Here is a 20,952-nt window from a genome sequence, read left to right on the forward strand (position 1 = left end):
CCCTCACTTCTTGTTGAGCTTGAGCTGGACTACGGCGTAGATCGCAGCCAGCAGGCCCGCGATCAAGGCCATAACAATTGAGATGGCGGAGGCCATGTGCTGATCCCCTGGCGAACTCATCATGGTGTTGTAAGCCATCATCATGGGCGTGTAGGAATTACCCATCCAGGCTTGGCCGGAGGCCATAACCGTGGGCTCATTAAAGAGCTGAATCGTGCCGATGATGGACAGCAGCACAGTCAGTAGGGCGGCGCCAGAGACCATCGGGATCTTGATCTTGGTGGCTACCTGTAGGCCGGAGGCGCCGTCGAGCCGGGCGGCCTCGTAGAGCTCTTGGGGGATCGCCTGCAGGGCGGCCAGGAAGACCAGCATGTTGTAGCCGGTGAAGGTCCAGGTGGTCATATTGGCCATCGACGCCAGGATCGTGTTCTTAGAGAAGAAGTTAATGCCCAGCAGGTCTGACAGGGGGAATAGCTGGGGACTGTAGATATACAGCCAGACCATGGCAGCCACGACGCCGGGGATGGCGTAAGGCAGGAAGAATCCCAGGCGGAAGACGGTGACCCGTTTAATCAGGTAAGAGTCCAGAATCAGGGCAAGGATGAGCGCCGCGCCAATCATCACTGGAATCTGGAAGGCTGCGTACAGGACCACTCGGCCGACGCCCGTCCAGAAGGTGGAGCTGGTGATCACATTGGCATAGTTCTCTAGGCCCACAAAGCTGGTGACGCGCTCACCGCCGCCGTAGGGACCGCCCCCGGAGACCTTCGACTGGTAGAAGGACTGCTGAATGGACACGATGATCGGCACCACGAAGGTTGCAGCGAAGAACAGCGTGAAGGGGGCTGCAAAAGTCCAGCCGAAGAGGCTGTTGCGGCGGCTGCGGGCGCGCATTGCGCGCAGATTGGCTGCGGTGGGTTCGTAATGCTCCGTGAGGTTATCGGCCTCTGGTGTTTGCGCCGTTTTAATGGTCATACGTCGGGTCCTTGCTCAAAGGAGTGGTGCCAGGGAAGGGCGCCGCGGGGGATGCGGCCAAGGTAGCCGCGCCTTATGGCGGCCATGAAAATGAGTGTCCGGTGGGTGGTGCGGCGGACGCACCACCCACCGGACGAATCAGTGGCTCACTGTGTGAGGTTCAGGCAGAGGGTCACTCCGCGACCTTGAGGCCAGCCTTCTTGAGCGAGTCGACAGCCTCGGTCTGGCCAGCGGTGAAGACCTCGGCCACCTTGCTCTCGCCGGTGGTGACCTTGCCGCCAATCTCCTTCATCTTGTCCGAGGTGGAGGCCCAGGTCGGGGAGAAGGGGAAGTTGGGGTTCATGGTGGCGTTGGCTTCGGCAAGGAAGCCGTATACATCCTGGCCGCCCCAGAGCTTCTTCATGGCGTCGGGGGTGGTGGGCTTGCCGGTGGTGGTGGCCACAACGAGGCCCTGGCTGACGAGGTCCGCCACCTGGGTGTTGAACCAGTCCAGGAACTTGACGGCCTCAGCCTTGTGCTTGCAGCCCTTGATGACGCAGACGGCGGAGCCGCCGTCGGGGCCGGTCATGTCCTTGTCACCGAACTTGGGGAGCTTGGCAACCTGCCACTGGGTCTCTTCCTTCTTGAGGTCACCCAGCATGAAGGCGGGCTCCCAACCGGCAGCAACGGTGCCGATGATGGTGCCGTCGATGAGCTTGGTGCCCCACTCCTTGCCCCAGCGGCCGTCGGAGAGCAGCAGGCACAGGCCCTCGTCGATCAGGCCCTGCAGGACGGTGGAGACCTTGGCGGTCTCCGGAGAGTCGATAGCGACCTTCCAGGAGTCGCCGTTCTCCACACTGAACCAGGTGGCGCCAGCGGCGGCGGCCAGGCCGGGCAGCATATTGCCAGCCTCGTCACCCTGCCAGGTCATGATGTACTTGCCCTGTGCCTTGGCGGTGGTGGCAGCGGTCTTGAGTTCGTCCCAGGTGGTGGGCACGGTGATGCCCAGGGCGTCAAAGGCGGCCTTGTCGTACACGTAGACGAGTGGGCCGGAGTCCTGCGGGAGGCCGACGACGACGTCGCCCAGCATGCACTGGCTCATCAGACCAGCGGCGAAGTGCTCGGCGTAGCCGCCTTCCTTTACCTCCTTGGCGACGTCCTCCAGGTTGCCGGCAATGTACTGCGAGGCGACGTGACCGAGGTTGACCTGCGCGAGGTCAGGGGCGTCGCCAGCCTTCACGGCCTGGGCGATCTTGGCGTAGGACTCGTCAGGCTTGCCGTCGAACTTGGTGGCCTCAACCTGAATCTTGGGGTTTTCCTTGTTCCACTTAGCCACGATGTCGGCGACCTTGGTCATGCCTTCAGCATCGGGCAGGCGGTGCCAGTAACGCAGCTTGACAACCTCGCCGCCGGCAGCAGGGGCACCGGACATCGCGTTAGAAGCGCCAGCGGTGGGCTTGGCGTCTTTGGAACCACCACAAGCTGCGAGTGTGGCAACGCTCGCGGTGGCGGCGCCTCCAGCGATTACCTGACGACGGGTGACAGAAAGCTTGGTCTTCATTAGAGCATCTCCTGATGAGTCTTTGAACCGAGCCTCTCTGCTCGGTCCTGATCGATTGCTGGGGAAAGCAATTGACTCTACGCAGAGTCTAGGCGCTGTTTCAGATCTACGTCAACCAGTTTCGATCTTCAATTCGCTCAACTTCGCGCAGCCTGAGCCTAGTACCGGGCACCGGGTTGCGCGATCGCCCAGCCGGTACGCTGCCCTCATGCGCCTGGCCACCTGGAACGTCAACTCCATCCGCACCCGCATTGACCGGGTCACAGCCTTTCTGGAGCGTGAAGACATCGATGTCCTCGCCATGCAAGAAATCAAGTGCAAGCCCGAACAGTTCCCGCGAGCCGCGCTTGAGGAGGCTGGCTACGAGCTATCCGTCCATGGTTTGAACCAGTGGAACGGCGTAGCAATCGCCTCCCGCGTGGGCCTAGAGGACGTCGCCACTAGCTTCCTAGGGCAGCCCGCCTGGGCGAGCTCACCAGAGGCCGACGCCGTCGTGGAGGCTCGGGCGCTAGGCGCCACCGTGGGCACCACCGGCCCCGGCGCGCCCGTGCGACTGTGGAGCCTGTACGTGCCCAATGGCCGCGAACTCCAGCACCCGCATTACACCTACAAGCTGGCTTGGCTGGAGGCCCTGCGTCAGGCCACTGACCAGTGGCTTGCGGCCCAGCCCGACCTGCCGCTGGCACTGGTGGGCGACTGGAACGTGGCCCCGCTGGACACAGATGTGTGGGATATGGCGGCCTTTGCGGGAGCCACACACGTTTCTGCTCCTGAACGGGAGGCCTTCGCGGCCTTCACGCAGATCGGACTGCGGGAGGTCACCCGCGAGCTGGTGGATGGCTACACCTACTGGGACTACCAAAAGCTACGGTTCCCCCGCAATGAGGGCATGCGGATCGACTTTGTGCAGGCTTCTCCGGCCCTGGCAGCGCGGGTAAGCGCCGCCGCCATCGACCGCTTTGAACGCAAAGGCAAAGGCGCCTCTGATCACGCGCCCGTAATCGTCACCATCGACTGAGCGCGCAGCGCCTAGCAATCCAATGCCAGCACCTCGTCGTTGAGCGCAGGCCACAGGCGGCGGTGCACCTCCCCGAAAGGCTCAGCCCCCAGAAACACCGCCTGCTTGCTCGCCACTGGGTCCACCCACAGGAAGGACCCGGACTGCCCAAAGTGCCCGCAGGTCTGCGGGCTGTTGCCCTTCCCGGTCCAGTGCGGCTGCTTATTGCCACGCAACTCCATGCCCAGCCCAAAGTCATTGGGCTTCTGCATGCCGTAGCCGGGCAACACACCACCCAGCCCCGGGAAAACCACCGTGCAGGCCTCGCGCGCCAGCGCCGCAGACACCAGCGTGGGCGCAGCTAGTTCTTGAGCAAAAAGCGCCAGATCCGCCGCACTGCCTTCGCCCGAGTAGGCCGGGGAGCCCGGAATCAGCACACTGGCCATACCCAGGGGCACCAGCACGCTTTGCTCCACCCAGGCCTCTAGGGGCGTCGCCGTCGCCTCCTCCAACCGCTCCCCCAGCACCTCGATACCGCGATTGGAGTAAATCCGCCGCTCCCCTGGTGCCGCCCGCCGCAGCTCGCTGCCGTCTGGTGCGCGCCCCGCAAAGGCCAGCCCCGAGGCGTGAGCCAACAGGTGGCGGATGGTGGCACCTGCCAGGGCTGGCGACGACGGCGCCGCCGGGTCTTCTAGGCGCAGCAGCCCGCGCTCCACCGCCACCAGTGCCGACCAGGCCACCAGGGGCTTGGTCACTGAGGCGAAGGGGAAAACCTCCGTGGTCTGACCGGCCCGCAGGATGGTGCGGCCCCGGGCGGTAACCACTAGGGCCACTGGGAAATCAAACTGTGCCAGGGTGGGAACCTGCTCAGCCCCCAGCGCGGCGACGGCGTCGCTCATGAACACCGCCTCAGCGCAAGCAGAGCCGCTGCTCGTGCAGGACGTCCAACATTGGGGACTGCGCGGCCCGGCCCTGGCCTAAGGCGGTGGCGATCTGGTGACTGAAGGAGTCGATGCGCTGGTTGGAGTCACGCAGGTCGTAGTACTGCTGCACCACCTGGTCGTAGGCGGCGATTTCCTCTGCATGCGCTGCCGGGTCCGGGTAGGCGTCCACGCCGGTAGTGACGGCCAAGGGCAGGCGCGGCTTGTACTGCGGCTCCTGCGCGCTGTGCCCCACCAGCAAACCCAGCACCGGGAAGGTGCGCTGCGGCAGACCCAGGGCGGAGATCACCAGGCGTGGATCCCCTTGAATTGAGCCGAGGTAGCAGGTGCCCAGCCCTAGGGATTCTGCGGCAAGCACCATATTCTGGGCGGCCAGGAGTACGTCCTCCACCGCTGCCATGAAGAGGTTGGTGGTTTCCAACGGGGCCAGGTCTGCGCCAGCGCTTTCGCGTAGCCAGGCGTTGCGGTGCAGATCTGCCACCAGAATGAAGAGTTCTCCGGCGGTGCCGCCCACATAGGGCTGGCCGGAGGCGGAGTGGATCTGCGCGCGGATGTTGGGGTCCTGCACGCGGATCACCGTTAGCTGTTGCTGGAAGGAGGCCGTGGCGGTGTGGCGGGCCACTTCCAGGAGGGTGGTGACGACGTCGTCGCTCAGCGGCTCCTGGGTGAAGGCGCGGATGGTGCGGTGGGCCAGCTGGGTGCGGATGGTGGAGTTGTCTAAGGGGGCGCGGTCCGGGGTATTGAGGGCGGTGGTGGTCATGCCCTGACCCTAGCGGTTCAGTTGTCTGGTAGAGCTTGTCTCCAGTTCGCCTGTTCATGACCAAAACGCCCGCAGTGCAGGCGAACTCGCCACAAACGGGCGAACTCGCCACAAACATGCCCCCCCTAAGACCCAGCTGGGCCTGGTGTCTCCCCGTATGGGGAGGTCACCAGGCCCAACCAATACCAAGCAGCCAACAGGCCCTCAGCTCAAGTGGTCAATTCACTTGACCACCACAATCACATCCGCCTTACCCGACTCCTTGTGCACAGAGAGCTTCGAGCCAGCAGTGATCCCCTCAACCATCACCTTGGTAGTGGCACTGCTAGTCAAACGAGTCTGGGCCAACACCGTGGTGCCACGACGCAAAGCCAAAGTGTCCTTACCGTCATTGTCCCAGTCACCCACCAACAACTCGTCAGCGGCCCGCCCCAAAGAAACCGAAGCATAAACCGGGGCGTCAGTGCGGTTCTCGTTGTAGAACACCACCCGGGTGCCCACACGCACCGCATAAGTCACCGTGCCATCACCATCCCAATCACCCTTGAGCACCGTGCCAAGAGCACCACTGTCCACCTTAGACACATAAGCCGGCTTCGAGCCCTCCGGCTCCGGCTGCGTCGTCGGGGCCGTAGTGGGCTCCGTGGTCGGGGCCGTGGTGGGCTCCACCGACGGCGAAGTAGTCGGCGTCGGCGAAGGCTCCGGCGTGCCGTCACTGCATACGGCGCCCACGCGGATTTCAGCGGCGCCACCGAAGGCGTCACCGTTGTGAGAGTTCTTCTGAAGCATCTTCACGAACTTCGCCGTCTGGTGTTTGTCAGCGGGGAAGTTCACCGCCTGCGGCACATCGCTGTTCTTGAGTGCACCACTGTTGACAAGCGTCCACTCCTGGCCGTCCATAGAGACGAGCAGCTCATAGTCCTTGACCCGGGTGTTGGCGTTGCCCGCGCGTCCCTGGTACTCAAAGCCCGTGACCTTGCAGGTCTTGTCCTGCGGCAGGCCCAGCGTGATGTAGTGCGGGAAGGGGTCACTGCCACCTTGCCACTTGGTGTGCCAGAAGGTGGTCGGGTTGCCGTCAATGGCGGCGGTAGCCAGGCCGTTCGGCGGAGTCTCGCCCGCGGTCTCCTGGGAGTCGTATGCCACCAGGGTCAGGCTCGTGCTGGGCAGGCGATTCTCCAGCGGCACTAGGCCACCGGTCACATTGACCTTCTTGGTGACCACGCGGTCACCGGCGGTGAAAGTCAGGTCCTGGTCCTGCCCGGAATACACCGAGCCGGGGATATTCACGTACTGGCCGGTGCGCTCGCCCTTAGCGTCAGTGCGGAAGGTACCCAGCAGGGTGTCACCGATTTTGATGGTGACGTAGGTGTTCGGGGGGAAGCCGGTGATGTTCATGGGCACGCGGTCACCGACGGCGAAGTCAGTGTCCGGCACCTCAGCGGCTGCCTGAACCGAGGAGTCCCAGGGGGTGGGCAGCGGGGTGCTGGTAGCTCCGTCAGCCACATGCGCCTGAGTAGTCACGGTCTTGCCTGCGAAGCTAAGAGTGACCTTAAAGTCGCCTGCGGTGGCATAACGGTGCGTGCCCGCCAGGGTGTAGAGACCAGCAGCGTTGTAGGCGTCGCGCGGCGTTTTGGCGCTGATGGTGGCCTCAGTGGTGGCACTGCCGTCGCCCCAGTCGATGGTTACCTTGGAGCCAGCGGGTACTGCGGAAGCCGAGGTGCCGTCGGCGTCGTTAACGGAGTCCACCGAGATGGTGCTGCCGTCCGTTTTGGTGCCGGGGGCCGCGAGCGCCCCCACGGGCACGGTGGCTTCGGCGCCGGTGGCCAGGGTCAGGCCGGCGGTTCCTGCCAGCTCCGCACCCCAGGTGACCTGCGGGGAGTCGTAGAAGTTGGTGTTCTCGAAGTTCCAGCGAGCCCCCTGGGCGGATAGGCGCCCCACGAAGTCCTCCACATCCCGGTCGGCCTGCTCAGACCAGCCGATTTCAGCGTGGCTGGCCAGGCGGCCCCACATGAGGAACTCGGTCTCGTCGCCGCCACGCTGGGTCTCGGACCACAGCGGGCCCTCCGGGCCGAGGATGCTGGCATCAGTGACATCTGGGATCACCTTGGCCGGGTCCCAGTCGTAGTAGTGCCGCACATCGCAGTCACCTTTACAGGCCCAGTCCAGGGCGATTGGCGTCTTGGGGCTGTACTTCTGGTCCAGGTAGGCGGCATTGCCCTTGGACATGAGTACTTTGGCGCCTTCCTGGGTGACGGCACGTCGGACGTTATTAGTGTCGCCGTGCCAGTATTGGACGCCGTCTCCCTTTTCCAGGGTGCCGGAAGCGATCTCGTTCCAACCAATGCGGTTCTTGCCGGTCTCCTTAACGTAGCCGCCGATCTTGGCGACGAATTGGTTGAAGGCAGTATGACCGTAACGTTCCACGAATTTATGCGACTCATCCCCGCCCACGTGGAGGTACGGACCGGTGGTCATGCTGGCCAGCTGCTTAAGCACATGCTTGATGAAGGCGTCCGTGGCTGGTGAATTTGGGTCCAGGTAGGAGTAGCCGACATCACCGGTGCCGTTGGCGGGTGCTGTGGGCTCTTCAGCTGTGCCCGCGTGGGAGGAGCCGGTGGTGTTCAGCTCGGGGATCGCGTGCAGGGCGGCGTTGGTGTGGCCGGGCAGGTCAATCTCCGGAATTACGGTGATGTGCTTGGTGGCGGCGTAGGCCACCAGGTCCCGGTACTGTGCCTGCGTGTAGTAGCCGGTGCGGCCGAGCTCGTTGGCGGGAGCACGGTCGTGCATATTCATGGCCGTCTTGCCGGAGATCTCAGTGAGCTTGGTGTAGTCGATGCTGTCACCGGCCTCGCGGCCTTCGTTGGTGATCTCAATGCGCCATCCCTGGTCGTCTGCTAGGTGCATGTGCAGGGAGCTCAGCTTGAGGTCGGAGATCTCATCGATGATTTTCTTGACCTCGTCTACTTCCAGGAAGGAGCGGGTGGGGTCGATCATCAGGGAGCGGTACTCGAAGCGCGGCGCGTCGGTGATGGCGACGGCGGGCGCGGTCCAGTTCTGGCTCAGCGCGGTGGGTGACTCAATGGCTGCGGGGAAGAGCTGCTTGAGGGTGCGCGTGCCGTAGAACATGCCTTTTTCAGTGTTGGCGGTGATGACGGCGCCGGTGCTGCTGGTGGTCAGCGAGTAGGCCTCCTCGGTGCGGCCAGTGCTGATGTCCACAGCCCCGGTGGCTAGCACGACGTCGTCGGCTGTGGGGGTGGCACCGTTTACCACCTGGATGCTGTAACCGGTGGCAGCGCTGAGTTCAGCGGCCAGAATCTTGGCTGCTGGGCCGCCCTGGGCACCGGTAACTACTACGCGGGAGTTGGGCTTGAGGGTGAAGGGCTGCTGGGTGGTGGAGTTATCCGTCAGGTTGGCGGGGAGCGGCACCAGCTTGATACTGCTGGTGGTCGGCACCGGAGCGGGGCCGTTCCATACCTCTAGCTCGTATAGGGAGACGCCGTAGTAATTGCCATCAATGAGGGTGCGGCCTTCGGCCTGCATTTTGACGTGCTTCCACTGCTGGGCGGCCACCTCAGCTTTGAGGGTCTGGGTGTCTTTGGTGCCGCAGGTGGGGGTGATGGTGTCCGTGGCGCGGGTCCAGCTCTGGCCGTCCTGGGAGACCTCCAGGTGGTATTTGGCGGCGCAGGCTGCTTCCCAGCGGATAGTCACGTGGTCGATGGTGGTGGGCTGGGCCAGCTGGACGGCGATCCAGGCCTGGTCGCTGTAGTTGGAGGACCAGCGGGAGTCACCGGAGCTGCCTCCGTCAATGACGGCGCTGGGTTGCCATTTGTTGGGGACTTCGGAACCGGAGGCGGTAACCGTGGCGCCTGCGGAGGCCAGGGCCACGTTGGCGGCGACGGCGGCGACGGCTTGTGGGACTAGGCCCGGGACGGTTGCGCTCACCCCCAGTCCGCTCATGGCTAGGGCAGCCGTGACTGCGCAAAGGCGCGCCAGGCGGCTAGTGGGTCGGATCGTCATTGTTCCTTCCTCATTTCCTGGAGTTGGGGCGGGGATTATCGGTGGGTGCTTGCAGAGAAACAGCGGGTGGGCTGCCCTGTGCTGGGGAGTGCGCAGGGCAGCCCACCCGCTTGGGTGCTCACTGGGGGGTGAGCACGTCCTTGCCACCGGACTTGGTGACCTTCAGGGTGGCGCCTGCGGGCACAGTGCCCTTGGTGGTCGCCGTGCTGGTCAGCTGGGTCTGGTAGTACACGGTGGTGCCGCGTTGCAGGGCCAGCGTGTCCCGCTTGTCTCCGTCCCAGTCGCCCACGTAGACCTTGTCAGTGGCGCGGCCGATGGAGATGGAGGCGTAGACGGGGGCGTCGGTGCGGTTTTCGTTGTAGAACACCACCCGGGTGCCCACGCGCACGGCGTAGCTCTGCGTGCCGTCGCCGTCCCAGTCGCCCTTCAGCACCGACTCTGGTGCGTCCGCGAAGATCTTGGACACGTAGGCGGGCATGGTGGCGTTCGGCTCCGGCTGCGTCGTCGGGGAGGCAGTCGGCTCCACGGTCGGGGCGGTGGTGGGCTCTGCCGACGGCGAGGTAGTCGGCGTCGGTGAAGGCTCGGGCGCAGTCTTGGCCTCCGGCATGGTGGTGGAGTGGATGGCGCTCAGCGTCACTGAGTCCGGCCCAGCTCCAGCTTCCTTGGAGGCCACCGCGATAGCGATGGTGTTCTCGCCCTTGAGGTTCAAGAAGCCCTGCGGCACGGTGAAGGAGTTCTGCGGACCCATATCACCGATGTACACGCCGGTGTTCCAACCGTTGACGAAGATCGTGGCCTGCGAACGGTCCGCCCGAGATTTGAAGCGTGCCGAGTTCAGGTTTAGGCGGAAGGCCGTGTCCTGGCCTGCAGGCACATCTAGGTTGACCTTGGCGCGGTACCAGGTGACGCCGGGGGTGGTGGCGTGCAGATCCGTGGCCGCCGCCCAGGCGGAGTCATCGAAGGTCTTGCCGTACCAGCCGGCCTTCTCCCCCTGGAGACCACCGTTGTTATAGATGGTGCCCGAAGGGTTGGCGGCGTCCTTGGCGGAGGTGGTGGGGGCACCCATGATCTTCCAGGTAACCGGGCCGGCGGCCTTGAGGTCGGCGTCGTAGAGCCCTCGGTTCTCCTTGGACTGGGATGCGCCACCTCCGGAGCCGTTGCTCCAGTCCAGGCTGAGGCCCAGGTTGTTGACCAAAATGGCCACCACCACGGGCTGTCCGGCCTGCACCGAGCCGGTCGGAGACTTGATGTCCTGCCAGCCTCCCTCGGCAGAGACGGCACCCGCGTACTGGCCGTTTACCCAGACCTGCGCGAAGCCGGGGTTCCTGCCCTGGCGGGGGGCGCCCTTGGAGGCCGTGGCCTTGATGCGCAGGGTCGGGTCATTGGAGCTGGCGGTGTAGTGGGCGCGGTACCAGACCGAGCCATTGTGGAAGCCGTAGTGGTTAGAGTCCAGCACCACGCCTGCGCGACCAGGGCCCTGCTGGTTGCCGTCCCGGTTGCTGTAGCGGATTATGCCTGGGTAGTTCTGGGACTGCTTGGAGGTGGTGTCCGCGGCGGTGGTCCAGGCAGAGTCGTCGTAGTCAACAGCGGCGTAGGCATTGTCCTCCTGCTTGACAAAGGACAGGCTCTGCTCGGAAACCTGGCTCGGGCCACTCAGGCTGGCGGTGGCCGCGCCCTGGCTGAGCGCGCCTAGGTCCTGGCCATTCCAGCTGGCGGCAGTGGTGCCAGCTGGAGCCAGAACTCGCAGGCTGGAGTCCTGGGAAACCGAGCCGGTCAGCTCCAGCTTGGTGCCTGCAAAGGTGGCGGTGCGAGCCAGCTCCACACCCTCCACGGCTACCGGCGTCGCCTGGCCGTCCTTCATGGCGGTGAGCACCCAGGTGGTCTGAGCGGTAGTGCGGTTGATCAGCCGCAGGGTCAGCGGGCTTTGGCCTGCAGCGGTGATGGTGACATCCTGCGGCTGGGCGCCGTGGGTGTAGTTCAGGCGCAGTTCACCACGCGCAGCGTCCCAAGTCTTCTCAACGCCCTCAGGGGCCTTGACGGTGGGCTCAGCGGCGTAGTGCAGCACGGTTTCACCGGCGTCGCCGTCGGCGCCCACCAGGTACTGAACGGTGGCGGCGTCCATGGCGATGGGCTCAGCGAAGAGCTGGGAGGTCGTGTAGTACAGCTCGTGTCCGGCGATCTTGGTGTCGGCAGTGAGCAGGAGGGCGTCGCGGCCATGCAGCTTGAGGCTGGTGTCTGCTTTCTGCGGGATGCGGCTCCAGCCGATGGTCCCGGCGGGCACGGTGCCTGTGTCGCTTGGCAGAGCGGTGGCATCCGGGTAGTAGCGCACGGCGTCTAGAGAGACAAAGGCGTCTTGGGAGCCGGGGAAGGGCTCGCCGTCCACAGTCACCTTCACGGTGTGGCTGGCGGGGGCACTGGTGTCAGTGGCACGCCAGGAGAAGACGGTCTTCTGGGCTGCGGCGTCTCCGGTCACCTCCTCCTTGGTCTTGCCAACCTCCTGGCCATCCACGGTGACGGTGGCAGAGCCGTGGTTGACGGAGTAAGGCGCCACCAGGTCAAAGCCCACACCGGTGAAGGTGAAGGAGTAGGAGTCACCTTTGGTCTTGGAGAAGCTTTCGTCCCGGTTGATGTCCCCGGCGGTCCAGTTCTTCCCCGAGGCGTGCTCCCAGCTGCCCGCGTAGGTGATCTTGGAGGTGTCGGAGTTGTTGACTACGACGGCCTCAGCGGCAGCCGGAGCGGTGACGTCGAAGGCATCCACATCTAGGACATTGCCCTTGGCACCGCCCAGGTTCTTCACAGTGATGGTGTGCGGGCCAGCCTTGAGACCAGTGGCCTCAAAGGCCTTGTGCTGGGTGGGCTTGTTCTGCTCGGTGTCCACGGTGGCGGTGTTGACGGTGGTGGGGTCGCCGTCGTCGACCTTTACCTCAAAGGCGCCGTGATCCGTGCCGGTGGCCACAATCAGTTTCACGCCGGTGCCGTTGAACTTGAAGCTGGCGGTGTCACCCACTGTGGTGGAGCGGCTGACAGTGCCCTTGGCGGCGGTGCCGTCTGCCACCTGGCTCCAGGTGCCGGTGTAGGTGATGGCGGCATCGCGGTCGTCATGGCTGAAGCCAGTTTCAGCGGCGGCCTGCGACTTGCCCAGGTTCAGCGGGATGGTGAAGGAGGTGTCCGTCTCGCTGTTGGAGCTGTCTAGGCGCAGAGCGATGGTGCGTGCGCCGTTGCCGGTGGCGGAGTTGGTCTTATCCGTGGCCTGCCGCTGGTAGACCTTGACAGTGCTGCCGCTGCTGACATTGGCGCGCGGGGCAGCGACGGCGTCCATGGAGGCGACCTGGGGCACGGCCCGCTGGTAGTAGCCCATCTCCTTTTGCACGGAGGCCTTGGGGGTGAGCTTGCGGTCCTCGGTGATGCCGGCGCCGTAGTCATAGGAGGTGAAGCCGGAGGCCGGGGAACCGGTCCAACCCCAGTTGGTGCCACCGAAGCCCATGTAAAAGTTGAAGGCGGTGACGCCGTTGCCGATATTGTTCACGCCCCACTGACGGGTGAATTTCTCATCGGTGTACTTGTAGCAGTCGGAGGCTTGGTACCTGGCACCCCAGGGAGTAAAAGCACCGCCCTGAGACTCGGTGATGAAATTGGGGGAGTTCGGTGAGAAACCATGGAAGGCATCCTCCGAGTCCCCAATCTGGTTTCTTCCTGCGGAGCAGTTGAAGCCCACGGGGTAGGCGTCGTAGGCGTAGAAGTCCAGGCCGGTGCGGGAGGTATCGCGCAAACGGCCAGATAGGTTCCAGTCATTGTGGAACAGGGGCACGGTGATGCCGGTGCTCTTGACATGCTTGGTGAGCTCAGTGAGAAACTCGTAGTCTGGGTTATTGCCTTCTACGAGCTCGTTTTCCACCTGGTAGACCAGCACGGAGCCGCCACCATTGGTGATCTGGTGCTTGGAGATGATCTGGTTGGCTGCTGTCAGCCAGGACTTGGAGGCAGCCAGGGCCTTAGCGTCATTGGAGCGCAGACCACCGCCGTAGTTGCTCATATAGGCGGGCAGACCACCCATGGAGATTTCCGCATTGACGTACGGGCCAGGGCGAGCAATGACGTACAGGCCCTCCTCCTCAGCCAGGGTGAGCAGGAGGTCCAGGTCCTTGATGGTGCCGGGGCTGAAGTCAAAGTCCCCGTTCTCCTCGGCCTGGTGCAAGCCCCAGAACATGTACAGGGAGACGGCGTTGTAGCCGTTGGCGCGCATCTTCTGGAAGATGTCCCGCCAGCCGTTGACGTCCGGCAGGCGCCAGTAGTGGATCTCCCCGGACCAGATGGACAGGCGCTGCCCGTCGATCATGAAGGAGTTCTTGTCATAGGTGACGGTGTGGGACTTGCCGTCGTTGCCGGGGAAGGTGATGTTGGCGGGTGTGTAGCGGTTGACGGCGGCCAGGCCTGGGTGGGCGGTAGCGTCGCTGGCAGCTACTGCCGAGGCGGCGGGGAAGCCGGTGCCGGTGAGCGCAAGGGCGCTGGTGAGTGCCAAGGTGATTCCCGCCGATCGGCGCGGCTTGCGCCTGCGGCGCGACCGGCTTGAGGCGGTGGGATTGGGGGACGGCATTGTCACACCTCCGGGTCCTGGAAACGGAGTTATTAATCGTCAGTTACCGTCATTTAGGCACAACAACCCAAACCTGGCGAAAACCGGCGAAATTACGGGGAAAGCAGGCGATCAGACGCACCATCGCGTGTGATCGATTCTGCTCGCATCCCGAATCTACCACCAGCTACGCTCAGACCACAGGGTGATAGCCAGATCTTGCGGGCTTTCATCAACTTGACCAGCTAATGACCTACGATCCTGGCGATGTCCACAGTCTCCACCCCGGTTCCAGGCAACCCTCCACCGGCCACCGGCGCCAGAAAGCGCGGCTACGCCGTCGTTGATGTGGAGACTACTGGCCTGTCCCCACAGCACAACCAGGTGATTGAGGTGGGGGTGGTGTTGCTGGACCGCCAGGGGCGGGAGGAGTACGCCTGGAGCACATTGATAGGCGTAGCTGATTTGGAGGATGTGGGTCCTAAGCACATCCACGGAATCGAGCTGGCCTATCTGCGCGGCGCGCCCACCCTGGCGGCCATCTGCGACCTATTGGCAGGCAGCCTGGCGGGGCGGGTGCTGGTGGCGCATAACGTGCGCTTTGACTTGGGGTTCTTGGTGCCAGTGTTGGTAACTGGCGGGTGGCTTGAGGGTGGGGTGGAGCTGGCGCAGCTTTGCACAATGCGCAGCGCGCGGAGCTTCATCTCGACGCCGTCGCGTTCCTTGGTGAGTTGTTGCCAGGCGGCAGGCGTGCCCTTAGCGCAGCACCACACTGCGCTCGACGACGCCCGCGCCAGCGCTGGACTGCTGCGTCATTACTTGAATGTGGCCGCCCAGCGGGGGAATGCGGAGCCTTGGGCGCTGGAGCTGGAGGCAGCGGCGGAGGGATTGGCGCACTGGGCTTGGGATGCGGTGGCCGCGCAGGCGCAGGCTGGGCTGCTGCGGCTGCGTCCGGTTTAGTTGTCTGGTAGTGCTTGTCTCCAGTTCGCCTGTTCATGACCAAAACGCCCGCAGTGCAGGCGAACTCGCCACAAACATGCCCCCCTAAGACCCAGCTGGGCCTGGTGTCTCCCGTGTGGGGAGGTCACCAGGCCCAGCCAATACCAAGCAGCCAGAAGGCCCTCAGCTCAAGTGGTCAATTCACTTGACCACCACAATCACATCCGCCTTACCCGACTCCTTGTGCACAGTGAGCTTCGAGCTAGCAGTGATCCCTTCAACGTTCACCTTGGTGGTGGCGCTGCTGGTCAAACGAGTCTGGGTCAACACCGTGGTGCCACGACGCAAAGCCAAAGTGTCCTTGCCGTCATTGTCCCAGTCACCCACCAGCAACTCATCGGCGGCCCGGCCCAAAGAAACCGAAGCATAAACTGGGGCATCAGTGCGGTTCTCGTTATAGAACACCACCCGCGTACCCACACGCACCGCATAAGTCACCGTGCCATCACCATCCCAATCACCCTTCAGCACCGACGCTGGCGAGTCCGCGAAGATCTTGGACACGTAGGCGGGCATAGTGGCGTTGGGCTCCGGCTCCGGGGCGCTTAGCTTGAGGGTCAGGCTGAGCTCACCGGCCACCAGGAACCGGGCGTTTTTGCCGGTGGAGTAGTTGTTCATGGCCATGAAGCGCACGTAGCGGGACTTCACATCCAGCGGGATGCGCTGCAGTTCCTTGGTGTTCTGCAGGGTGCCAGTGGTTACGGGCTGCTCAGACCAGGTCTTCCCGTCTGCGGAGGTGAAGATCTTGTAGTCCTTGGCCCGGCCCATGTCAGAGTTCTGGCGCGCCGTGTAGTTCAGTCCCACGATGTGTGGGGTCTGGTCTGCCGGAACGTCAGATTCCTTGACCTTCAGGTCGATCCAATGGCCGGTGACCGGGTCAAAGCCGGGCGCAGCATTCTTCCACTCGGTGTGCCAGAAGGTGTTGGGGTCGCCATCCACCGCAGCGGAGATCGGGCCGTTTGGCGCGGTCTCTCCCACCAGCTCCTGGGAGTCCGCAGCAATTGCCTCGGGACTGACATCCGGGCCAGCGGTGGCCACCAGCTTGACGCTGGCCTCAAGCGGCCCGCCCGCAAAGGCGACCGGGAAGGTCAGTGCGGCCTCGCCCAGGCCTGTGGCCTTGGCAGTGAAGGTGAAGACGGCCTGGCCCTTGGCAGGAACTGTGGTCGGCACCTCGCCGGTGGGAGTGAGGGCAACGACCTCGGAGGACGGCGCGGTGACGGTCACGCCCGTCAGATCCTTGCCGGTCGGGTTCTTGACCGTCACGGTAACGGTGGCGTCCTTGCCCGGGTACACCGTGGCAGCGGAGGCCGTGGCGGAAGCATTGGGCTGGGTGCAGTGCGAGCCAGCCCAGGCCAGGGTGAAGTTGCGGTAGTAGATGCCGCTGTAGCTGTCGTCCTCAGAGAGGAGGCCGATGGTGCCGTCCTGCTGCACCGCAATGGTGGAGTAGCCGGTGAAAGGCTGGTAGAAGGTCTTGCGCGCCGCCCAGCTGGTGCCGTTGTCGCAGGACAGGGAGATGGTGCCCTGGGTGCGACCGCTGCCGGCAGTGTTGGTGAAGAGCAGCATCGAAGCCTTGGGGTCATCCGCTGGGGCGTTGGGGTACAGGCGGATGATCTGGGCGTTGTTGGTGGGGTCAGGCAGGCTGCGGTCCAGGGTGACTTCACCCCAGGTGGCCCCGCCGTCGGTGGACTTGGCAACCTTGCGGTAGCCGGAGTTCGCCGAGTCGCGCGAGTTCATCATGAGCGTGCCGTCGGAAAGCTCCACGACCTTGTTCTCATCCATACGGGTACCTACCGGGGTGCCCACAGTCCAGGTCTCGCCGTGGTTGTCGGAGAACAGGGAGACTGCCTGGTAGTCATCGTTAGCGCGCTTGACCGTGAACTGCTGCACCAGGCGCCCCTTGTGCTTGGGGTGATTGCGCATCTGGATGCCCTGGCCGGAGGCCGCAAAGCGGGACTTAGCATTGATCCCGGCATCAACCTCAGTGGTGATCTCCCGGTGGGTCCAGGTGTGGCCATTGTCGGTGGAGGTAGAGACCTCTGCGTGCAAGACATTGCGGGCCGCCGGGTCGGTACCGGCCACCGAGTCCTGGAAACGCACGTCATAGGACTTCACGTGGAAGTTGAAGATCTTGCCAGTCTCATAGTCCACCACGTAGGAAGGATCGGAGTACCCCTCCTTCTTGAAGCCAGTCTCAATGCCCTGGTGGATGTAGGTAGGCACGCCCCAGTTCTTGCCATTGTCCGTGGAACGGCGCTGCACGATGTGGTTAGGGTTCGGAGAGTCCCCACCCTTGTTTCCATTGTCCTTGGGACGCTCGTCGTAGGAAGCCAGCAGGTCTCCGTTAGGAGCCACGGCGATCGCCGGGATCCGGTAATTGTCCGTTGAAGTGGTGGTGGCCAGTGCCTGACGCTCAGACATGGCGGCTGCCAGGTTCTCGTCTGCGCTGGGAGAGATTCCCGGCTGCGCCTGAGGCCAAGAGCCCGTCACCTTGATCGGATCGCCCGCGAAGGTGAGGGTGTGCAGCTCAGACTTGTCCGAGGTCAGGGCCGACTTCACAGTGATAGAGGGTGTCCAAGAGCCAGCTTCAGCGTCCGCCTGCTTGATGGTGTAGGTGATCGGCTGGCAGTTATAAACATCGTTTGCTGGCAGTTTCTGCCAGTTGCACTCATTAGTCACCCCAAAATTGGAAGCAGGCACCGAGACATCCGTCGTTGCGCCCCACACGGAGCGAATCCGCGGGGTCAGCGTGATGGTGTCACCTACGGCGTAGGAGTCCTTAGCAGGAGAAACCGTGATCCGCTCAACTTCCACGGCCGGCCGTTTGATCGGGGTAGGTTCACCCTTAATGGTCTGCGGAGTGTTGAGGATTTTTCCAGTGTGGCTGCCGGGCGCCCGCATAGTGAAGGAGGCCTCGGGGGTGAAGCTGCCCCGAGTCAAGTCATCGGCAGTCACCCTGTGCTGGGCGTGGTTGTTGCAGTCGGACTTGGTCTCATCCTTCTGGATGGTCCGCCACTTACAAGCAGCGACATTGCCCTCCAGGTTCGACTTTTCGAGCTGGAAAGAATGGGCGGAGCCGCTGGTGTTCTTCAGCTGGATGGTGTAGGTCAGGACGTCACCGACCTGGTAGCGGTGGTCCGGGTTCGGGTTGTTCAGAGTGATGGTCACGTCCATCGCACCGTCTTCGGTGGGGATAGCCGAGGCCGGGGCCGCGGGGAAGGTGAGCACGGCACCTGCCAAGGCCAGGGCACCTAGGGTGCCCAGGGGCCGACGCAGGTGGTGGCCGTGCCGCGAGGACTTCTGTGTTCTCATGCGGAGCTCCAATGGGATTGGGGAACTGCCGACGTCGTCGTGGGCAGCCTGCCAGAGATGAGATGTCTGACAACACCCGCACTGTAGCCGAGAGTCTTATCCGAATCGAAATCAAATTCCCGCAAGATTCTGGCGAGCACCCCACAGCCCGCTCAGCTCAGCCAAGCGGCCAACCAGCACCCCAGGGCGGCTGGTAGGCCGTTGCCTCAGCCCTCCAGGGAGACCAGGAAACCGCAATCGTCCACAGCTACGCCGCCCACAGCGCCCAGCACCGCCCCGGTCACCTGCTCGATGAGCGCACGCACGGCACGCCGCTCCTCCGCCCGCGCAGGCGGCAAATACTCAGCAAAGGCATCCCGGGGCTCATGCGGCTGCCAGGTGACGACGTAGCGCAGCGCCCCCTCCCCCATAGCCCAGGGCTCACCCAGCACAGACAGGGGCAACTCTGTGACGCCTCGAGCCCGCAACTCCACACGACCCCAGTCTGAACGCCCCGAATCAATAGGCATCACTAAGCTATAACCGTCCAGTTCATCATCTTCGTTGCTGGCAGCGCGGCGTTCATCTTCCTGCTTAGCCAAACGCCAGGCAGTCTCCATCGCCTCCGCGCCTACAGTCTGCGCCACCTGTCGCGTGCCGGTGCGCACGGACTCGTCATCCACCTGCACCTCCGCCGCCAGCTGGAAGCCCATAGCCACCCCGGGAGAAAAGCGCGCCAGCAGCACCTCCGCCGCCTCCGGCATCAACCACACAGGCGAGTAGACCACCAACATCGTGGAGCGCTCCGGATCCGGCACAACCACCTGACCCAGCGGCGCCACCCGAATGCCGCCCGCCAGCCGCCGCGCAATATCGCGCAGTCGGTGCAGCGCCAGCAACTCAGTGCCGGTGGGCTGCCCCTCTGGGAAACAGTCCATCAGCGCATCCTTGCCCACCATGAACTGCGGCAGCGGGCCAGAGCGCTCGGGCGGACAGTCAAGCACCATCACCTGGCTCACCCATTCGGGCAGACCAATGGCTTTGTGGGTGCCATCGGGAATCTGCCACGGCCCCAGCAGGCAGGCCCCCGGGGCCAACTGCAAGCGCCCCGCCCCCACCCAACCGGAGTGCAGATCCATGGAGAGAGCCAGGGCCTCCACCTCGTCGGCGGCGACGTCGTCAGCCAGCAGCAGGAGGTGATGATCCGCCATCATTCCGGCGGGAAAGCCATCGCTCATCGACGGCGCCCCCAGGTCCATAGGCAGGGCCAGGGAGGGATCTGTGGGGAAAGAGCCAGTGCTCATGCCGAAGTCTCCTGCGCGCCAGTCTCCTGGGCGGAGCCATCCTCAATGCGCACGCGGTGGAAGGACAGGTGCGAGCGAGACTCCGTAGGACCGCGCTGCCCCTGATAGCGGGAGCCCGAAGCACCCTGACCATAGGGCCGTTCGGCTGGGCTGGACAGGCGGAAGAAGCACAGCTGCCCCACCTTCATGCCGGGCCACAATTTGATTGGCATGGTGGCCGTATTTGACAGCTCCAAGGTGACGTGCCCAATGAAGCCCGGGTCAATGAATCCCGCGGTGGAGTGGGTCAGCAAGCCCAAGCGCCCCAGGCTCGACTTGCCCTCCAGGCGGGCGGCGACGTCGTCGGGAAGCGTGATGCGCTCATAGGTGGCGCCCAACACGAATTCACCGGGGTGCAGCACGAAAGGCTCGTCTGGGCCCACGTCTACCAGGTGAGTCAGGCCGTCCTGGGCGGCAGCCGGGTCAATTACCGGGTAGCGGTGGTTGTCGAATAGCCGGAAGCAGCGGTCTAGGCGCACGTCGATGGAGGCCGGCTGGACCATGTTCAAGTCCAGCGGGTCCAGGACCACGCGACCAGCCTCCAACTCGGCACGGATGTCACGGTCAGATAGCAGCACGGGGCGATTGTGGCACGACCCAGGCGATCACGTCTCGCGCCTGCGCCAGCACTGCGGAGCTAGTAGGGGCGCAGCGGCGGCACTGTGGGCGCGGAGCTGGGCGCAACGGCGTCTCGTCCGGTGCGCCGAGTGGCTCAGGATGCCAGCGGGTAGCCCTCGGCATCGACGCCCCAGGGGGTGGAGCCGGGTTCAGCGACGAGGATCATGATGCCCTCGACAATTGCCCAGGGAGCGGTCACGAGAGTCAGCAAGCCACAGGAGAGCACCGTGAGCAGCAGCTGTGCCAGCCCTCGTCCAGTGCGCCCCAGGTAGAAGTTGTGGATGCCCAGGGTGCCAATGAACAAGGCGATTACCCCGGCAGCAACCTTGGACTTCGGGGAACGCCCCATGGCTGCGGCCTGCGCGTAGGCTGCCGCATTCGGATCCGGATATCCCGCCTGGAAGGCGCCGGGCTGCTGATAAGGCTGCTGGTAGCCGGCGGCGTAGGGCTGCCCGGCACCGTAAGGCTGCTGGTTGCCAGCGGCGTAGGGCTGCTCAGCACCGTAGGGCTGCTGGTAGCCAGCGTTGTTGCCTGGGTATCCGCCTGCCTGCGCGGCGTCGGCCGAAGGGCTGGAGTAAGCCGAGTTGTTGTCATAGGGGTTGGATGTCGACATTTCGGGCCTCACGGTTGATGGGTAGCTGACGGAGCTGCCAGCAGCGCTTGAAACACACCGCCTACTCCAGGCTATCCCAGAGTGCCTAGTCGCTCCGCCATATCTCTCCTTCACGGCTCCTGGGGCACGGTTCACAGGCTCGCTTTGCGGGTATTGGGCACTGGTGGGGTATGCTGCTCCAGCACCTCCCAGGTGAGCGCGGGTGTAGTTCAATGGTAGAACTTCAGCTTCCCAAGCTGACAGCGCGGGTTCGATTCCCGTCACCCGCTCGGAGAGAGCCCCACACCG

The 20,952-nt window shown here is 64.0% G+C and carries 12 protein-coding genes and 1 tRNA gene; 3 read left to right on the plus strand and 10 right to left on the minus strand.

Annotation, left to right across the window (positions count from 1 at the left end):
- Nucleotides 1-3: 3 nt before the first annotated feature.
- The gene (locus DR039_RS06110; protein WP_111836671.1) at nucleotides 4-894 is read right to left on the minus strand and encodes a carbohydrate ABC transporter permease; all 891 of its coding nucleotides are present in this window, start codon (nucleotides 892-894) and stop codon (nucleotides 4-6) included.
- A 253-nt stretch (nucleotides 895-1,147) separates the two neighbouring features.
- Nucleotides 1,148-2,515, minus strand: coding sequence for an ABC transporter substrate-binding protein (locus tag DR039_RS06115; protein WP_111836526.1), 1,368 nt, complete (start codon nucleotides 2,513-2,515; stop codon nucleotides 1,148-1,150).
- A 208-nt stretch (nucleotides 2,516-2,723) separates the two neighbouring features.
- On the opposite strand from DR039_RS06115, the gene DR039_RS06120 reads away from it, so the two are divergent.
- The gene (locus DR039_RS06120) at nucleotides 2,724-3,533 is read left to right on the plus strand and encodes an exodeoxyribonuclease III (RefSeq protein WP_111836527.1); all 810 of its coding nucleotides are present in this window, start codon (nucleotides 2,724-2,726) and stop codon (nucleotides 3,531-3,533) included.
- A gap of 11 nt (nucleotides 3,534-3,544) precedes the next feature.
- Here the strand turns inward: DR039_RS06120 and DR039_RS06125 are convergent, their stop codons facing one another.
- From DR039_RS06125 to DR039_RS06140, 4 genes are all read right to left on the minus strand, one after another.
- Complete coding sequence (locus tag DR039_RS06125; protein ID WP_111836528.1) at nucleotides 3,545-4,411, minus strand: serine hydrolase domain-containing protein; 867 nt, start codon at nucleotides 4,409-4,411, stop codon at nucleotides 3,545-3,547.
- A gap of 10 nt (nucleotides 4,412-4,421) precedes the next feature.
- Nucleotides 4,422-5,213 (minus strand): NADPH-dependent oxidoreductase, encoded by a 792-nt coding sequence (locus DR039_RS06130; RefSeq protein ID WP_111836529.1) that lies wholly within the window; start codon nucleotides 5,211-5,213, stop codon nucleotides 4,422-4,424.
- A 222-nt stretch (nucleotides 5,214-5,435) separates the two neighbouring features.
- A complete protein-coding gene (locus DR039_RS06135) occupies nucleotides 5,436-9,230 on the minus strand; it encodes a family 20 glycosylhydrolase (protein WP_111836530.1) in 3,795 nt (1,264 codons plus the stop codon).
- Nucleotides 9,231-9,348: 118 nt separating this feature from the next.
- Nucleotides 9,349-13,824 (minus strand): beta-galactosidase, encoded by a 4,476-nt coding sequence (locus tag DR039_RS06140; RefSeq protein WP_126622345.1) that lies wholly within the window; start codon nucleotides 13,822-13,824, stop codon nucleotides 9,349-9,351.
- Nucleotides 13,825-14,070: 246 nt separating this feature from the next.
- Here DR039_RS06140 and DR039_RS06145 point away from each other — a divergent pair, with 246 nt between their 5' ends.
- Nucleotides 14,071-14,763 carry a 3'-5' exonuclease gene (locus DR039_RS06145; protein WP_111836532.1) on the plus strand — a complete coding sequence of 231 codons (693 nt, stop codon included), beginning with the start codon at nucleotides 14,071-14,073 and terminating at the stop codon, nucleotides 14,761-14,763.
- Nucleotides 14,764-14,943: 180 nt separating this feature from the next.
- On the opposite strand, the gene DR039_RS06150 is transcribed toward DR039_RS06145, so the two are convergent.
- The 4 genes from DR039_RS06150 to DR039_RS06165 all read right to left on the minus strand — a co-directional run bounded on the left by DR039_RS06150 (nucleotide 14,944) and on the right by DR039_RS06165 (nucleotide 20,664).
- The gene (locus tag DR039_RS06150) at nucleotides 14,944-18,111 is read right to left on the minus strand and encodes an exo-alpha-sialidase (protein WP_111836533.1); all 3,168 of its coding nucleotides are present in this window, start codon (nucleotides 18,109-18,111) and stop codon (nucleotides 14,944-14,946) included.
- A gap of 206 nt (nucleotides 18,112-18,317) precedes the next feature.
- Nucleotides 18,318-19,394 (minus strand): hypothetical protein, encoded by a 1,077-nt coding sequence (locus DR039_RS06155; protein ID WP_111836534.1) that lies wholly within the window; start codon nucleotides 19,392-19,394, stop codon nucleotides 18,318-18,320.
- Nucleotides 19,391-20,011 carry a dCTP deaminase gene (gene dcd / locus DR039_RS06160; protein WP_111836535.1) on the minus strand — a complete coding sequence of 207 codons (621 nt, stop codon included), beginning with the start codon at nucleotides 20,009-20,011 and terminating at the stop codon, nucleotides 19,391-19,393. Before dcd ends, DR039_RS06155 begins: the two co-directional genes overlap by 4 nt.
- A 134-nt stretch (nucleotides 20,012-20,145) precedes the next feature.
- Complete coding sequence (locus DR039_RS06165; RefSeq protein ID WP_111836536.1) at nucleotides 20,146-20,664, minus strand: TM2 domain-containing protein; 519 nt, start codon at nucleotides 20,662-20,664, stop codon at nucleotides 20,146-20,148.
- A 198-nt stretch (nucleotides 20,665-20,862) separates the two neighbouring features.
- On the opposite strand from DR039_RS06165, the gene DR039_RS06170 reads away from it, so the two are divergent.
- Nucleotides 20,863-20,933 (plus strand) — tRNA-Gly (locus tag DR039_RS06170).
- The last annotated feature ends 19 nt before the right edge of the window (nucleotides 20,934-20,952 follow it).

It is taken from the genome of Actinomyces bovis, assembly GCF_900444995.1.
Taxonomy (GTDB): domain Bacteria; phylum Actinomycetota; class Actinomycetes; order Actinomycetales; family Actinomycetaceae; genus Actinomyces; species Actinomyces bovis.